At 61.8% G+C, this 14,549-nt stretch carries 15 protein-coding genes; 9 read left to right on the plus strand and 6 right to left on the minus strand.

The genetic code is table 11. The annotated features are described in order from the left end of the window. Window positions 1–2 precede the first annotated feature (2 nt). Window positions 3–1,241 carry an MFS transporter gene (locus tag TM1040_RS08985; protein ID WP_011538273.1) on the minus strand — a complete coding sequence of 413 codons (1,239 nt, stop codon included), beginning with the start codon at window positions 1,239–1,241 and terminating at the stop codon, window positions 3–5. A 246-nt stretch (window positions 1,242–1,487) separates the two neighbouring features. Here TM1040_RS08985 and eno point away from each other — a divergent pair, with 246 nt between their 5' ends. Next, entirely contained in the window at window positions 1,488–2,765 is a 1,278-nt protein-coding gene (eno, locus tag TM1040_RS08990) for a phosphopyruvate hydratase (protein WP_011538274.1), read from the plus strand. A 125-nt stretch (window positions 2,766–2,890) separates the two neighbouring features. Beyond that, the gene (locus TM1040_RS08995) at window positions 2,891–3,502 is read left to right on the plus strand and encodes a GNAT family N-acetyltransferase (RefSeq protein ID WP_011538275.1); all 612 of its coding nucleotides are present in this window, start codon (window positions 2,891–2,893) and stop codon (window positions 3,500–3,502) included. Between the two features lie 79 nt (window positions 3,503–3,581). Here TM1040_RS08995 and TM1040_RS09000 read toward each other — a convergent pair whose 3' ends face one another. Beyond that, window positions 3,582–4,031, minus strand: a complete 450-nt coding sequence (locus tag TM1040_RS09000) for a GNAT family N-acetyltransferase (RefSeq protein WP_011538276.1) — start codon at window positions 4,029–4,031, stop codon at window positions 3,582–3,584. Further along, complete coding sequence (locus tag TM1040_RS09005) at window positions 4,028–4,969, minus strand: nucleoside hydrolase (RefSeq protein WP_011538277.1); 942 nt, start codon at window positions 4,967–4,969, stop codon at window positions 4,028–4,030. Before TM1040_RS09005 ends, TM1040_RS09000 begins: the two co-directional genes overlap by 4 nt. Window positions 4,970–5,067: 98 nt before the next feature. Here TM1040_RS09005 and TM1040_RS09010 point away from each other — a divergent pair, with 98 nt between their 5' ends. Further along, window positions 5,068–5,982, plus strand: a complete 915-nt coding sequence (locus TM1040_RS09010) for a hypothetical protein (RefSeq protein ID WP_011538278.1) — start codon at window positions 5,068–5,070, stop codon at window positions 5,980–5,982. Here the strand turns inward: TM1040_RS09010 and mazG are convergent. Next, window positions 5,969–6,811: a nucleoside triphosphate pyrophosphohydrolase gene (mazG, locus tag TM1040_RS09015; RefSeq protein ID WP_011538279.1), complete on the minus strand. Its 843-nt coding sequence runs from the start codon at window positions 6,809–6,811 to the stop codon at window positions 5,969–5,971. The two genes, TM1040_RS09010 and mazG, sit on opposite strands and share 14 nt — an antisense overlap. Window positions 6,812–6,873: 62 nt before the next feature. Here mazG and TM1040_RS09020 point away from each other — a divergent pair, with 62 nt between their 5' ends. From TM1040_RS09020 to speB (TM1040_RS09030), 3 genes are all read left to right on the plus strand, one after another. Continuing rightward, on the plus strand, window positions 6,874–8,037 hold the full coding sequence (locus tag TM1040_RS09020) for a M20 aminoacylase family protein (RefSeq protein WP_011538280.1): 1,164 nt from the start codon (window positions 6,874–6,876) through the stop codon (window positions 8,035–8,037). Between the two features lie 89 nt (window positions 8,038–8,126). Continuing rightward, window positions 8,127–9,092 (plus strand): agmatinase, encoded by a 966-nt coding sequence (speB, locus tag TM1040_RS09025; RefSeq protein WP_044026708.1) that lies wholly within the window; start codon window positions 8,127–8,129, stop codon window positions 9,090–9,092. Continuing rightward, a complete protein-coding gene (gene speB / locus TM1040_RS09030) occupies window positions 9,089–10,036 on the plus strand; it encodes an agmatinase (RefSeq protein WP_011538282.1) in 948 nt (315 codons plus the stop codon). The genes speB (TM1040_RS09025) and speB (TM1040_RS09030) overlap by 4 nt, the downstream gene beginning before the upstream one ends. A 272-nt stretch (window positions 10,037–10,308) precedes the next feature. On the opposite strand, the gene TM1040_RS09035 is transcribed toward speB (TM1040_RS09030), so the two are convergent. Continuing rightward, window positions 10,309–10,638, minus strand: a complete 330-nt coding sequence (locus tag TM1040_RS09035; RefSeq protein ID WP_011538283.1) for a hypothetical protein — start codon at window positions 10,636–10,638, stop codon at window positions 10,309–10,311. A gap of 72 nt (window positions 10,639–10,710) precedes the next feature. Here TM1040_RS09035 and prfA point away from each other — a divergent pair, with 72 nt between their 5' ends. From prfA to TM1040_RS09050, 3 genes are all read left to right on the plus strand, one after another. Further along, window positions 10,711–11,763: a peptide chain release factor 1 gene (gene prfA, locus TM1040_RS09040; protein ID WP_011538284.1), complete on the plus strand. Its 1,053-nt coding sequence runs from the start codon at window positions 10,711–10,713 to the stop codon at window positions 11,761–11,763. Continuing rightward, entirely contained in the window at window positions 11,760–12,596 is an 837-nt protein-coding gene (prmC, locus tag TM1040_RS09045) for a peptide chain release factor N(5)-glutamine methyltransferase (protein ID WP_011538285.1), read from the plus strand. The genes prfA and prmC overlap by 4 nt, the downstream gene beginning before the upstream one ends. A 221-nt stretch (window positions 12,597–12,817) precedes the next feature. Then, entirely contained in the window at window positions 12,818–13,468 is a 651-nt protein-coding gene (locus tag TM1040_RS09050; RefSeq protein WP_044026709.1) for a DUF4167 domain-containing protein, read from the plus strand. Window positions 13,469–13,570: 102 nt separating this feature from the next. Here TM1040_RS09050 and rsmA read toward each other — a convergent pair whose 3' ends face one another. Continuing rightward, window positions 13,571–14,413 carry a 16S rRNA (adenine(1518)-N(6)/adenine(1519)-N(6))-dimethyltransferase RsmA gene (gene rsmA, locus TM1040_RS09055; RefSeq protein WP_011538287.1) on the minus strand — a complete coding sequence of 281 codons (843 nt, stop codon included), beginning with the start codon at window positions 14,411–14,413 and terminating at the stop codon, window positions 13,571–13,573. Between the last annotated feature and the right edge of the window lie 136 nt (window positions 14,414–14,549).

Consider the following 14,549-nt stretch of genomic DNA (forward strand, 5'->3'; position numbering starts at 1 on the left):
GATCAGGCTGCGCGTGGGGTCAAGCGCTGTCGCGCGCCGCGCACGCCGACCCAGATGCAGAGTGTTGTTAGCAGGAAGTAGACCGCGATGCCGTAGCCTTGGGCGTCGAAATCAAGCCCGAGGTCGATAAGCGCTCCGGTCAGGCCCGGGCCGATCGCGGTGCCAAAGACCATCACCGCCATGACCAGCGATTTGATCGCACCGATATAGCGCGTGCCATAGGCCTCGGCCCAGAACGAACTTGGTAGTACCGCATGCGCGCCTACCGAGAGCGCCATTGCAAGGAAACCCGCTGCCATGCCGATACCGCTGGCGGTGGTGGCAAAGATCGCAAAAGCCGCAACCATTGGCAGCTGATAGAGCGGCATCAGCCGCGCCGCGCCCCAGCGATCCAGTGCCCAGCCCGCAACCAGCATGGCAAGAACGGACATCACTGTGAAAAACGGGAAATAGGCCACCAGCTCCAACAGGCTCCAGCCTTTGGTGGTGGCGAAATGCAGTTGATGAAAGAAGAAGGCGGTCGAAAAGGCCGCCGGACCCAGAATCGATGGCACCATCAGCCAAAAGAGCGGCGTGCGCAGCACCTCGCCGCGGGACCAGTGGCGGTTGTCCATGCCGGTGCTGCTCACGTCCTGAGAGGTGGCACGCGGTGTGCGCTCTTGTGACAACAGATGCAAGAGCAACGGCGCACCAAGCAGACAGATCGCCGCGCTCAGAAGCCAGAGCATGCGCCAGTCAAAGCGCACCATCAACGCCACAAAGATCAGCGGCAGGAGCGCCTGACCAAAGGATACGCCCAGAGCCGCAATCGACAGCGCCCGTCCGCGCGTGGCCACAAACCAGCGCGCCATGGCAACCACCGCGAGATGAGTGCTCATACCCTGTCCGAAAAAGCGCAACGCAAAGACAGAGAGCGGCAGGACCCAATAGTTGCGATTGAGCGCCATCAGTACGCAGGCCGCCGCCAGTCCACAGAGCACAAAGGCCCCGAGCTGGCGCACCCGCAGCACATCCGACAGACCACCTGCCGCCACCATCACAAGTGCAGAGGCCGTGGTCCCCACCATGTAGATGGCACCCCATCCGGCGTGGCTCAGACCAAACTCTGCCTGAATAGGCCCGGCAAATACCGAAATGAAAAAGGTCTGACCAAAGCTCGACAGGAACGTCAGCAAGACCCCTGCCGAAAGATAGGGGGCGTTGCGCAACAGAAATTCGTGGAATCGCAGGGGGGCAGCCATAGCGACAGCTTTACCTGTTAAGGATCTGACGCAAGGGTGAGCGCTATCATCTTGCGGTATCGCGTGGACGGCGCGTCTTTTTTGTCGCGCCATGAGCCAGGGGGCGAAGGCCTATGCAGAAAAATTCCCGATGTTAGGGATAAACCTCTCGAATAAGAGCCGTTAGCGGTAACGCTTCCGGTTTACTTTTTGCGCGGGCTTGCTATGACCGGGGGCAAATCGTGTCACAGTGAGGGACCATTTGCGATGAGCACCATTATCGACATTCACGCCCGCGAGATCCTCGACAGCCGGGGCAACCCCACCGTCGAAGTCGATGTCGTTCTCGAGGACGGTACCATGGGCCGCGCGGCCGTGCCATCGGGCGCTTCGACCGGTGCCTATGAGGCCGTGGAAAAACGCGACGGCGACAAATCCCGCTACATGGGCAAGGGTGTCCTAGAGGCCGTTGCGGCCGTCAATGGCGAAATCGCTGATGAGCTGGTGGGCTTTGATGCGACCGAGCAGGTCTCTATCGACCGCGCGATGATTGAACTCGACGGCACCGAGAACAAGGGCCGCCTCGGCGCAAACGCGATCCTTGGCGTGTCGATGGCCGTGGCCAAGGCTGCCGCCGATTTCACCACCCAGCCGCTCTATCGCTACGTGGGTGGCGCTGCGGCGCGCATCCTGCCGGTGCCGATGATGAACATCATCAATGGCGGCGAGCATGCCGACAACCCCATCGACATCCAGGAATTCATGATCATGCCGGTGGCCGCGGAAAACATCCGCGACGCGGTGCGCATGGGCTCTGAAGTGTTCCACACGCTGAAAAAAGAGCTGTCGGCGGCGGGTCTTTCGACCGGGATCGGCGATGAGGGTGGTTTTGCCCCCAATATCGCGTCCAGCCGTGAAGCGCTGGATTTCATCCTGAAATCCATCGAGAAGGCAGGCTACAAACCCGGCGAGGAGATCTATCTCGCGCTCGATTGCGCGGCGACCGAATACTACAAGGACGGCAAATATGTGCTGTCGGGCGAAGGCAAGACCCTGACCTCTGAGGAAAACGCTGCCTATCTCGCCGCGCTGGTGAATGACTACCCGATCATTTCGATCGAGGACGGCATGTCCGAGGATGATTGGGACGGCTGGAAGGCGCTGACCGATCAGATCGGCGACAAGGTGCAGCTCGTTGGGGACGACCTCTTCGTGACCAACCCGGTGCGTCTGGCAGAGGGCATTGAGCGCGGCTGTGCGAACTCCATGCTGGTCAAAGTGAACCAGATCGGCTCGCTCACCGAGACGCTGCAGGCGGTCGATATGGCGCATCGTGCGCGCTATACCAATGTTATGTCGCACCGCTCGGGCGAGACCGAGGATGCGACCATTGCCGACCTCGCCGTGGCCACCAACTGTGGTCAGATCAAGACCGGCTCGCTCGCGCGTTCTGACCGGCTTGCAAAATACAACCAGCTGATCCGGATCGAGGAAACCCTCGGTGAAATCGCGGAATATGCGGGTCGTTCGATCCTGAAGGGCTAAGGCCTTCTCAAAGCCGACCAACCATGCGCCCCGGGTCACACCGGGGCGTTTTTCTTTGGGGTTGCCGCAAGGAACGGGGCTTCGTAAGGAGGGTGGATTGGATACAAAATTATCGGAGGAATGCCATGGTGGCCAACCCAGCCCTGCCGGAGGGTATCAGTGATCTGCCTGCGGGCACGCTGGCCTCTGTTGTGACCTATCTCGAGATGAAGACACCGCCGCCGATCAAGGGGCTGGAGACGCCGCCTGGGCTGCGTTTGTTGCGCCATGATGCGCCTGACGTGGAGTGGTACTGCAGGCTCTATCGCCTGGTGGGAGAGGACTACCTGTGGTTCTCGCGTCTGATGTGGGACTATGCGACGCTTGCGGCGCATCTCGCCTCTGATCGGGTCGAGGTTTGGTCCCTACAGAAACAGGGGGTGGATCTGGGGCTGTTGGAGCTGGAGTGGATGCAGGATGGCGACTGTGAGCTGTCGTTTTTTGGCCTCTCCAAAGAGCTGATCGGCGCTGGCGTTGGGCGTTGGTTGATGGAGCATGCCACCGCGCGGGCGTTTTCGCGGGAGATCTCGCGGTTCTTTGTCCATACCTGCACCCTCGATAGCCCACAGGCGCTTGGATTCTATATGCGCTCGGGATTTGTGCCTTATGGGCGAGCGGTCGAGATTGCAGAGGATCCCCGGCTGACCGGACTGATCCCCAAGACCGCAGCGGCGCATGTTCCGCTGATCCAGCGCTAGGCTGATCGACTGCTAGACCGGGCAGTCGAGGGGCCAACCCCTCGCACCCCCGAGGTATTTTTGAAAAGATGAAGGACGCTCAGAGCGTGCGGCTCATCAGGAGGTAGCGGTCGCGTGCGGTAAAACGGGCGCGTTTGTACAGTCTCAGCGCGGCGTCATTGTCGCGATCTACCTCAAGATGCAGGGCGCGAACGCCCGCTTCGGCCAGGGTGCGGGGCAGGGCGAAGAGCACTTCGGTGGCGATGCCGCGACCACGCACGGCGGGGCGGATGAAGAATTCGTCGATCATCCCGTCGAGACCGCCAAATTCCACCGACCAGGTGAAGGTGACGATTATGTAGCCGATGGGCGCGCGGGTGGGGCCGATGAGGTAGATGGCGCCGTAAGGTATGCCCTCAAGCAGGGGCAGGAGCGCGCCGCGGCGCTGGGCGTCGTCGCTTTGAATGCCTTCTTCGCTGTGAAAACCCTGAACCAGCGGCAGGAGTTTCTCCAGGTCCTCGGGGCGGGCCAGATGCAGAGAGGCGCTCATAGGCGGGCCAGCCTGTTGGTGAGGAGCGAAAAGAACCCATCGGCATCTATGTCGCCGATGAAAAGAGCATTGGCCGGTCGATCGGTCACGCCCCACCAATCGGCCACAGTCATGCCAAGGGTGAGGGCGGAAGCGGTCTCGATCTCGACGTTGATATGGCGACCACTGAAGAGAGCAGGGTCGATGAGGTAGGCAATCACGCAAGGGTCGTGCAGCGGGCCGCCTTCGGAGCCGTATTTCTCCACGTCGAAGCGTTCAAAGAAATCGAGCATATCGGCGGTGAACGCGCCCACGGGGCTTTGCAGCGCGCGAAAGGCTTCGACGCGGGCGCGAGTGGTCAACGCCTTGTGGGTCACATCAAGCGGCATCATCGTGATCTTGATCCCGGAAGAGAGCACCTCATGCGCAGCTTCGGGGTCGACGTAGATATTGAACTCGGCGGCGGGGGTGATGTTGCCCACCTCAAAATAGGCGCCGCCCATAAGGACGATTTCCTGCACACGCTCCACCACATCCGGCGCAGCCCGAAAGGCGGCCGCGATATTTGTAAGCGGGCCAAGTGGGCAGAGGGTGACCGTGCCAGCCGGTTCGCGGCGCAGGGTCTCGATAATGAAATCGACCCCGTTTTGATCCTGCAGCGGCATCTCGGGATCAAACAGCTCCGGGCCGTCGAGGCCAGTGCCCCCGTGGACATGCTCTGCGGTCACCAGAGGGCGTTCGAGTGGGGCCGCGCGGCCTGCAAAGACTTTGACATCCTGACGTTTGGCGACCTCGCAGACGATGCGGGCGTTTTTCTGGGTCAGCTCCAGCGGCACGTTTCCGGCAACGGCCGTGATGCCCAGAAGGTCGATGTTCTCGGGCGAGGCAAGGGCCAGAAGGATGGCAACCGCATCGTCCTGTCCGGGGTCGGTATCAATGATGATCTTGCGGGCGGGCATGGTATTTGGGCGCTCCTCGAGGTGATGCGCGGACCCTCGCAGCCCCAACCCGGTTTGTCCACCAGCCGATCGGGGAGACAAGTTGGAATGCGCCTGATATGAGTGAAAAAAATCAACAGAGTGCAGATCTAATGGCGCGGCAGTATTTTCTTCATCTCGGGGCGCATCGCACGGGCAGCAGCTCGTTTCAGCTCTGTTTGCATGAAAACCGCGCCGCTCTGGCCAACGCGGGCTATGGCGTCGCTTTTCCCGCGCGCGATGGTATCCGGGCCGGGCAGCTTGCATTGCGCCTGCCGCAGCCGCGCCACGACGCCGAGGCGGAGACCCGGATGGCAGAGACTGCGCGCCAGCACCTGACGCAAGACATTGCCCCGGCGCCGGATCAGAAGGTGCTTTTGTCGGAAGAGAACATTCTCGGCAGTATGTCTCATTTTCAACAGGCCTTGTTCTATCCCGCCTCCGCCAAGCGGCTGCGTGCGCTGCGTCAGGCGATGGAGGGGCCTGCAGCCGCGGTGCTGCTGGTGGTGCGCGATTATGGGCCGTTCTTTCGTTCCTGTATTCGCAAACGGATGGAAGAAACGATCGTGACGGATTTCGAAGGTGCCGTTTCTGCCTATCTGGCGATGGATCGCGGCTGGCTTGAGGTGCTGCGGGAGGTGCGCGACATCCTGGAGCCTGCAAAGCTGATTGTGGCGCGACATGAGGACCGCCCGAAGCGGGTCGATCTGTTGCGAGAGCTGGCTCCGGATCTGGCGCAGGTGGCCTTGATGCAGCCCAGCACGTCGTTGAACATCAGTGCCACGGACCGCGCCCTGAGCGCGTTGCAGGCGCGCTATGCCACCGGTGAGAAACTCTCGCGCAAGGCGTGGCGCGCCACCCTTGCAGAGTGGCGCGATGACGCGACACCCATGGGGCTCACTGAGTTTACACCGCGAGAATTGCGCGCCTTCTCAATGCGCTACGAGCGCGATCTGTCAGATATCGCCAAGGAACCGGGGCTTACTCTGATTTAGAGTCTTGGCCCTTGCGCGCTTTTTCCTCGGCTTTGACCGCGTTCCAAAGCGCGTCCATTTCCTCAAGGTTGCTGTCTTCGGCGCGCTTGCCCCGTTCTGCCAGCTTTGCCTCTACCGCCTTGAAGCGGCGGGTGAATTTCGCGTTGGTGCGGCGCAGGGCCGCCTCAGGTTCGACGCCGAGGTGGCGACCGAGGTTGGCCATCACAAACAGAAGATCGCCGAATTCTTCTTCGACCTCATCCTGAGTGAGCGTGTCGCGCGCCTCGACGAGTTCGGCGGATTCCTCGGCAATCTTGGCGAGCACATTCTGTGCCGAGGGCCAGTCAAACCCCACCCGCGCCGCGCGTTTTTGCAGCTTGTAGGCGCGCAGCAAGGCCGGCAGGCCCACCGCGACACCATCCAGCGCGCCAGTCTCGGCCTTTGCGGCGCGCTCGGCGGCCTTGATGGTCTCCCAGTCCTGCGTTTGCTGTTCGGCGGATTTCTCGCGGCTCTCGTCGCCAAAAACATGCGGGTGCCGCGACACCATCTTGTTGGACATGGTTGTGACCACATCCTGAAAGGTGAAATGCCCGGCTTCGGCAGCCATTTGTGCGTGAAAGACGGATTGGAACAAGAGATCGCCCAACTCACCCTTCAGTTCGTCCCATTTCTCACGCTCGATGGCGTCGGCGACCTCATAGGCCTCTTCGATGGTGTAGGGCGCGATGGAGGCAAAATCCTGCTCGATGTCCCAAGGGCAGCCGCCCTTTGGATCGCGCAGGCGGCGCATGATTTCCAGGAGCCGTTCGATGCCTGCGGTTTCATCGTGGATCAAGCTGTCGTCGCTCATTGCACCTGCCTGCGTTTTCGTGTCTGCTGCATCATCCCGACTATTTGACAGGAGTCCACCCCATGCCGGTCGTGAACCGCATCGCTGATTTTGCCGAAGACATGAAGACCTGGCGTCGCCACCTGCACCAGATCCCCGAACTGGGGTTGGACACAGTAAAAACCGCTGCATATGTGACTGAGATCCTTGAGACATTCGGCGTAGATGAGATCCACGGCGGTATTGCGCAGAACGGGATCGTGGCGATCATCAACGGTCAGGGCGAAGGGCCAACACTTGGGCTTCGCGCCGATATGGACGCGCTGCCGATCACCGAGGTGCGCGACCTCGACTACAAATCCCAGACCCCCGGCAAAATGCATGCCTGCGGCCATGACGGGCACACCACCATGTTGCTCGGGGCGGCGAAATATCTGGCGGAAACGCGTAATTTCAAAGGCCGCGTGGCGCTGTTGTTCCAGCCCGCCGAAGAGATCATCGGCGGCGCCAAGATCATGGTCGAAGAGGGCGTGATGGAGCGCTTTGACATCAAGGAGGTCTACGCGCTGCACAATGCGCCGGGCTTGCCGGTCGGGCATTTCATGACAACGCCGGGCGCTTTGATGGCGGCGGTGGATGAGTTTACCATCAACATCAAAGGGCTGGGTGGCCATGGCGCAATGCCGCATGAAACCCGTGATCCGGTGATGGCCGCCTGTGGCATGGCGCAAGCGATCCAGACCATCGTCAGCCGCAACCATCAGGCCACCGAAGATCTGGTGATCTCCGTCACCCAGATCCACACTGGTACCGTCGACAATGTGATCCCCGAGACCGCCTATGTGAATGGCACCATCCGCACCTTCAATCCCGAGGTGCAAAAGATGGTCATGGCGCGCTTTGACGAGATCGTGAAAGGCTGCGCCGTGGCCTATGGGGTGGAAGCGGAGCTGGATTACGAGGTCGGCTATCCCGCCACGATCAACGACGCGGAAAAGGCGGCTTTTGCCACCGATATCGCGCGCGACATCTCGGGCGAGGCCAATGTGCAGGGCGATGCGGGGCGCGAGATGGGGGCTGAGGATTTCTCTTATATGCTGGAGGCCCGTCCGGGCGCCTACCTGTTCCTCGGGCAGGGGGATACGGCGGGGCTGCACCACCCTGAGTATGACTTCAACGACGAGATCTCGCCTATTGGGGCATCGTTCTTTGCCCGTCTGGTGGAGAAAGCACAGCCAGCGGGTTGAAATCGCGATGTGGGGCGGGCTTTCGGATGACAAGCCCGCCTGCATTGGCTAGGACGTCAGCAGAACCCGAGAACAGGGAGCAGTCCAAAATGGCGCTGGAAGACGCAAAAACGCAGGTAGATCAGGCATTTACGCGCGAGGACCTTAAGGGTCTCAGCTTTGAGAACACCTTTGGAGGGGCCACGTCGTTTCTGCGGCGTCGCTACACCAAGGATCTGACCCACGCGGATATCGCCGTGACGGGTATTCCGTTTGATCAGGCGGTGACAAACCGCCCCGGCACACGGCTGGGTCCGCGCGCGGTGCGCGAGGCCTCGGCCCTGCAAAGCCCCGATGCGCCTTATGGCTGGGATATTTGCCCTGCAAGCGAGCTGGCAATCGTGGACTACGGCGATCTGGCCTTTGACTATGCCAATGTCCCGGCGTTTCCCGACACGCTCACGGATCATATCCGGGGCATTCTGGCCACCGATACAGCATCGGTGGCGATTGGCGGCGACCATTATGTGAGCTTCCCGATCCTCAAGGCCTATGCCGAGAAATACGGGCCTGTTTCGCTCTTGCATTTCGATGCTCACAGCGACACCTGGGCGGATGATGATTTCAGCCGCGTGGATCATGGCACGATGTTCTACAAAGCGGTGAAATCCGGCATCATTGACCCGGCTACCTCGGTGCAGGTGGGCATTCGCACCACCAATGAGGACAATCTGGGCGTGCCGACTATCGATGCCCCCACGGTGCATGAGATCGGCCCGGTCGAGACCGCGCGCCGCATCCGCGAGGTGCTGGGCGACCGGCCAGTCTATCTGACCTTTGACATTGACTGCCTCGATCCGGCCTATGCGCCGGGCACTGGCACCCCGGTCTGGGGTGGCCTCACCTCTGCGCAGGCAGAGGCGATCCTCAAGGGGTTGCGCGGCATCAACATTCTGGGCGGCGACGTCGTCGAAGTCTCGCCCCCCTTTGACACCACCGGCGCCACCGCCATCGCGGGCGCCCATGTGGCCATGAGTATTATCTGCCTTCTGGGCTGGAGGATGACAGGACGATGAGCGAGTTCAATCAACCCATCAGCGGCAATGATCTGGCGCGGTTCTCGGGGCCGGGCACCTTTATGCGCCTGCCGCAGGCCACCTCGCTAGAGGGTCTGGATGTGGCGGTGCTGGGTGTGCCGATGGATATTGGCACCTCCTGGCGTTCCGGGACGCGGTTCGGGCCCAAGCAGATCCGCGCCGAGAGCGCGATGATCCGCCCGTACAACATGGCCACCGGGGCTGCGCCTTTTGATGCGCTCAACATTGCCGATATTGGCGATCTGGCGATCAATACGTTCAACCTCGCGGAGTCGCTGCGCATCATCGAAGACAGCTATGACGCGATCCTCGGTTCGGGCGTGCTTCCCTTTGCGATGGGGGGCGATCACTCGATCACCCTGCCGATCCTCAGGGCGATGGCGCGCAGGTATGGCCCGGTTGCGGTGATCCATGTGGATGCCCATGCGGACGTCAATGACGAGATGTTTGGCGAGCGCGAAACCCACGGCACCGTGTTCCGCCGCGCCTATGAAGAGGGGCTTCTGGAGGCGGATAAAGTTTATCAGATTGGTCTGCGCGGTACCGGCTATGGACCGGATGATTTCAAAGAGCCGCAGAGCTGGGGCTTTCAGCATTTTGTCGCCTCCGAGCTCTGGAACCGATCGCTGCACAATATGGGGGCGGAAATCCGTCGCGATATTGGCGGGCGTCCGGTCTATATCTCCTATGATATCGACAGTCTTGATCCCGCCTTCGCGCCGGGCACCGGCACGCCGGAAATTGGCGGGCTGACCACCATGCAGGCGCTGGAGCTGATCCGCGCCTTCAAGGGGCTCAATGTCGTGGGATGTGATCTTGTCGAAGTCTCGCCGCCCTACGACCCTTCGGGGAATACGGCGCTTGTAGCAGCCAATCTGATCTATGAGATGCTGTGCATCCTGCCAGGACGGGATAGGGCGTAACGCGCCAGAGGTCGCGCGTATCATCACCGCTGGATGAGCCGGGACTAGGTGCGCCGGGCGGGGAGGCTCCCGCCTGTTGCTGGATCAGCAGAGCCGATCGGCCTGAGTTGGGCCGCGCGTGGGGTGAATGCCCGCCGGTTGCGCGGTCAGATCTTTCCTGATCATTCGCATTGCAACGGCTTGCAGGCCGTGACGCTGGTTTTCTCGGAAGCAATGGCTTGGGGAATCTGCGCGCGTGCCCCGGGGCGCCCTGACAGGTGTTGCGAGCGATCCTAAAGGCGCGGCATCACCGCGGGCAGCGGGCTCAGGTGGTTTGAGGCCGAAAGGCAGCCCTCCTGAACCTCACGCCACATGGGTACGTTGAGCGACATCTGGCACTGCGCCATGAACAGGCGCCCATCCACCTGCAGGCAGATGGTTTCCCCAAGCTCAATCCGCGCGCCCTGTTTGTCGGTGCAATAGCAATCTATGGTCTTGCCGCCGGGGCCGACGACATCCGCGTGGGCGCCACCCCCCGTTGCCACAATCAGCAGGCTCACCGCTACAGCCGCCGTATGTGCGGCGCGGGCAGCAAATCGGACAAGACCACTGGCATGTTTCATGCCTCTAGCCTATCACAAATGCAGCCCCGCGCCAAAGCCTGACGCGCGCCCAACAGTGAGACACGCCAAGACATGATCCCCGAAGACCGGCTGCAACAGATTCTGCAACGCTACCAGTACCTCGAGGCCGCGATGGCGGATGGGGCAGGGGGTGATATCGCCAAGCTGGCCAAGGAATATTCCGACCTGCGCCCGGTGGTGGAGCAGATCAGCGCCTATCAGCAGCTGTTGAGCGATCTGGCCGAGGCCGAAGAAATGCTGGCCGACCCGGACATGAAGGCGCTCGCAGAGGAAGAGATCCCGACCCTGAAGGCCGCACTGCCGCAGGCAGAGCATGCGCTGCAACTCGCGCTTTTGCCCAAGGATGAGGCCGACAGCCGAGCCGCCATTCTCGAGATCCGACCCGGCACGGGCGGTGACGAGGCGGCGCTCTTTGCTGCGGATCTCTATCGCATGTACAGCCGCTATGCGGAGACGCAGGGCTGGAAAGTGGATGTCATCGAAGAACAGGCCTCCGAGCTCGGCGGGCTCAAGGAACTGGTGGCGCGGATCAATGGCGACGGGGTTTTCGCGCGGCTCAAGTATGAAAGCGGCGTGCATCGGGTCCAGCGGGTGCCCGTGACCGAGAGCGGCGGGCGCATCCACACCTCTGCGGCGACAGTGGCGGTGCTGCCAGAGGCCGAGGATGTGGACATCAAGATCGACGCAAACGATCTGCGCATCGACACCATGCGGGCCTCGGGCGCGGGGGGGCAGCACGTCAACACCACCGACTCGGCGGTGCGGATCACCCACCTGCCGACCGGGCTGGTGGTCACCAGTTCGGAAAAATCCCAGCACCGAAACCGCGAGATCGCAATGCAGGTGCTGAAGACCCGGCTCTATGACCTTGAACGCCAGCGGATCGACACGGAACGCTCTGCGGATCGGGCTTCTCAGGTGGGGTCGGGAGATCGTTCGGAACGTATCCGGACCTATAACTTCCCGCAGGGGCGGATGTCGGACCACCGGATCAACCTCACGCTTTATAAGCTCGATCAGATCATGGGCGGCGACTTGGATGAAATCATTGACGCGCTGATATCCGAGCATCAGGCGAAGCTCCTGGCGGAGATGGGGCAATGAGCACCACCGCCGCACAAGCCATGGTGGCGGCAACGGCGCGCCTAAGAGCGGCGGGGGTAGAGGACCCCGCGCGCGATGCGCGGGTGCTTTTGGCGCATGCCGCGCGGATTGAGGCGGCGCGGGTCACATTGATCGCGCCCGAGGAACTCTCGCATGAGGTTGCCGAACGCTATGACCAGCTGATTTCCCTGCGCGCGATCCGGGTACCCGTGTCGCATCTCGTGGGCGAGCGGGATTTCTATGGCCGCCGCTTCAAGGTCTCTGGCGATGTTCTGGACCCGCGTCCCGAAACCGAAACCCTGATCGAAGCGGCGCTTGCAGAGCCGTTCGAGCGGGTGCTGGATCTTGGGGTGGGGTCGGGCTGCATTCTGGTGACGCTCTTGGCAGAGCAGCAGCGCGCGCGCGGCCTTGGCGTGGACCTCAGTGAAGCCGCCTGTCTTCAGGCCAGCGCCAATGCGGTGTTGCACCGCGTCGAGGCGCGTGCCGACATCCGCCAGTCGAACTGGTTTTCCGCTGTTGAAGGGCAGTTTGACCTGATTGTCTCCAACCCGCCTTATATTGCGCTTGAAGAAATGGATGGGCTCTCGGCAGAGGTGCGCGATCATGAACCGCAAATGGCGCTCACGGATGGGGCGGATGGCCTCAGCGCGTATCGGCAAATCTGTGCAGGGCTTGCGCCGCATCTCGCAGCAAATGGGCGCGTGATGGTAGAAATCGGCCCCACGCAAGGTCCGGCTGTTGCGCAGATGATGCGCGAAACGGGGCTTCGCGATGTTAGCGTGCTGCCGGACCTGGATGGTCGGGATCGGGTCGTTTTTGGCCGAAATGCGTGACGTGCCGCGTCAATAGCGCTCAATTTTGACAAAAAGAGCCAAAAAACTCCCCGTGCCCCCTTGTTTGTGACAAAGGAACGTGGTTACTCAAGATGTCGCTGTTGCAAGAGGACGTTAGTCAACCTCTCGGCGACGCCAAGCCCAAAAACGTTCGCAGGCCCATGCGCAGGAAGCGCGGTACGCGGTCTTCGACAATTAGAACCAAGGCTGACGTTAGGCATATGAGATCGTCAAAATCACGTTCGCGTTCAAAGTCGAACCGTAATCGTCCAAATGGGGCCAATGTTGTCAACCGCGTGTTCGACAGCTCGGGACCCGAGGGCAAGGTTCGCGGAACGCCGCAACAAATCATCGACAAATACAACCAGCTTGCCCGCGACGCGCAACTTGGCAATGACCGTGTTGCGACCGAGAATTTCCAGCAGCACGCGGAGCATTACCTGCGCATGCTGAATGAGGCACAGCGCGAGATCGAAGCCAAGCGTGAGGAGCAGGAGCGCCAGAACCGCGAACGCCAGGCCGAACGCGATCGTGAACGTGCAGAGCGTCTGGAACGTCAGGAGCGCGAAGCCGCCGAGGCCGCAGCAGGAGATGGCCCGCAGCCCGAGATCGCTGACCCGCGTGAGGCCCCGGTCCAGGAAGCACAAGACGACAGCGGACTTGTAGAGACCCCCGAAGGGAAAACCTCTGAGGGCGAGGCTACGCCCGCCAAGAAAGCCCCCGCTCGCAAGCCGCGCAGCCGCAAGCCTGCCGCACCCAAAGAGGGCGAAAACGGCGAGGCGAAACCAGAGGCAGAGGCGAAGCCCAAGCGCAGCCGCGCCAAGCCCAAGCCAAAGCCCAATCCGGACGAGCCGCAGGAAGCGGCGGAATAAGCCGGGATCAATCCAGATCAGACAAAACCCCCACAGCAGGCGCTGCGGGGGTTTTTTCATGTCCGGCGCAATGGTCGGGGCGGGCCGTAAGAGTGCGCTGGATCAGCCCTTCTCCAAACTACGGGCAAGGGCGCAGAAGTCCTCAACGCTGACCTGCTCGGCGCGTTCGGTTGGCGGAATGCCCGCGGCGTTCAAGTGGTCTTCGATCTGGGGAGAGACGCCTTTGAGAGAGGCGCGCAGCATCTTGCGACGCTGATTGAAAGCGGCGGCAACCACGCGGCTCAGGATCGCGGCATCGGCTGGGTAGCGGGGCTCTGGCAGGGCCGTCAGATGGACCACGGCGCTCGAGACCTTTGGCGGTGGCGTAAAGGCGCCTGGGGGCAGCGAGAGGGCGATCCTGGCCTCGGCACGCCACTGCGCAAGGATTGCCAGCCGCCCGTAGGCTTTGGAGCCAGGTTGCGCAACGATGCGCTCGGCCACTTCGCGCTGGAACATCAAAGTGAGGCTCTGCCAGAACGGGGGCCACTCTTTTGGGGTGAGCCACCGCACCAGAAGTTCGGTGCCGACATTGTAAGGCAGGTTGGCGGCGACGCGGATCGGCGGCGTCAGATGCGCCAGCGGGTCAATCTCCAGCGCGTCCCCGTTGATGACCTCGAGGCGCCCCGGATAGGCGGCGGCGATGTCCTCCAGGGCGGGCAGGCAGCGCTGGTCTTTTTCGATGGCGAGGATCTTGCGCGCGCCTTCGCTGAGAAGCCCGCGTGTGAGGCCGCCGGGGCCAGGGCCGATCTCCAAGACGTCGCAGCCTGTGAGATCACCCGCCTGACGCGCGATCTTGGCGGTCAGGTTCAGATCAAGAAGAAAGTTCTGACCCAGCGATTTGCGGGCCGAGAGCTGGTGGGTCGCGATGACCTCGCGCAGCGGGGGGAGATTGTCGATAGCGCTCATGAGGGAGCTTCATAAGGCGCGCGCGGGCATCTGGAAAGCGGGATTTGCATCCGAAAGGTGCGCAGGGGCTTCCCTGCGCGCAGGTTTGACTTGGGATGAGGGGCGCTGCCCCTCAAACACCCCGGGATATTTGGGG

Origin of the sequence: Ruegeria sp. TM1040 (assembly GCF_000014065.1) — a bacterium.
In the GTDB taxonomy this organism is placed as follows: Bacteria; Pseudomonadota; Alphaproteobacteria; order Rhodobacterales; family Rhodobacteraceae; genus Epibacterium.

Bases quoted from the DNA above. Each gene is read 5' to 3' on its own strand.
- TM1040_RS09035 (WP_011538283.1), bottom strand. From the start codon at position 10,638: ATGAAACATGCCAGTGGTCTTGTCCGATTTGCTGCCCGCGCCGCACAT.
- prmC (WP_011538285.1), top strand. From the start codon at position 11,760: ATGAGCACCACCGCCGCACAAGCCATGGTGGCGGCAACGGCGCGCCTA.
- speB (WP_011538282.1), top strand. From the start codon at position 9,089: ATGAGCGAGTTCAATCAACCCATCAGCGGCAATGATCTGGCGCGGTTC.
- TM1040_RS08985 (WP_011538273.1), bottom strand. From the start codon at position 1,241: ATGGCTGCCCCCCTGCGATTCCACGAATTTCTGTTGCGCAACGCCCCC.
- TM1040_RS09050 (WP_044026709.1), top strand. From the start codon at position 12,818: ATGAGATCGTCAAAATCACGTTCGCGTTCAAAGTCGAACCGTAATCGT.
- TM1040_RS09010 (WP_011538278.1), top strand. From the start codon at position 5,068: ATGAGTGAAAAAAATCAACAGAGTGCAGATCTAATGGCGCGGCAGTAT.
- TM1040_RS09020 (WP_011538280.1), top strand. From the start codon at position 6,874: ATGCCGGTCGTGAACCGCATCGCTGATTTTGCCGAAGACATGAAGACC.
- rsmA (WP_011538287.1), bottom strand. From the start codon at position 14,413: ATGAGCGCTATCGACAATCTCCCCCCGCTGCGCGAGGTCATCGCGACC.
- eno (WP_011538274.1), top strand. From the start codon at position 1,488: ATGAGCACCATTATCGACATTCACGCCCGCGAGATCCTCGACAGCCGG.
- prfA (WP_011538284.1), top strand. From the start codon at position 10,711: ATGATCCCCGAAGACCGGCTGCAACAGATTCTGCAACGCTACCAGTAC.
- TM1040_RS09000 (WP_011538276.1), bottom strand. From the start codon at position 4,031: ATGAGCGCCTCTCTGCATCTGGCCCGCCCCGAGGACCTGGAGAAACTC.
- speB (WP_044026708.1), top strand. From the start codon at position 8,127: ATGGCGCTGGAAGACGCAAAAACGCAGGTAGATCAGGCATTTACGCGC.
- mazG (WP_011538279.1), bottom strand. From the start codon at position 6,811: ATGAGCGACGACAGCTTGATCCACGATGAAACCGCAGGCATCGAACGG.
- TM1040_RS09005 (WP_011538277.1), bottom strand. From the start codon at position 4,969: ATGCCCGCCCGCAAGATCATCATTGATACCGACCCCGGACAGGACGAT.
- TM1040_RS08995 (WP_011538275.1), top strand. From the start codon at position 2,891: ATGGTGGCCAACCCAGCCCTGCCGGAGGGTATCAGTGATCTGCCTGCG.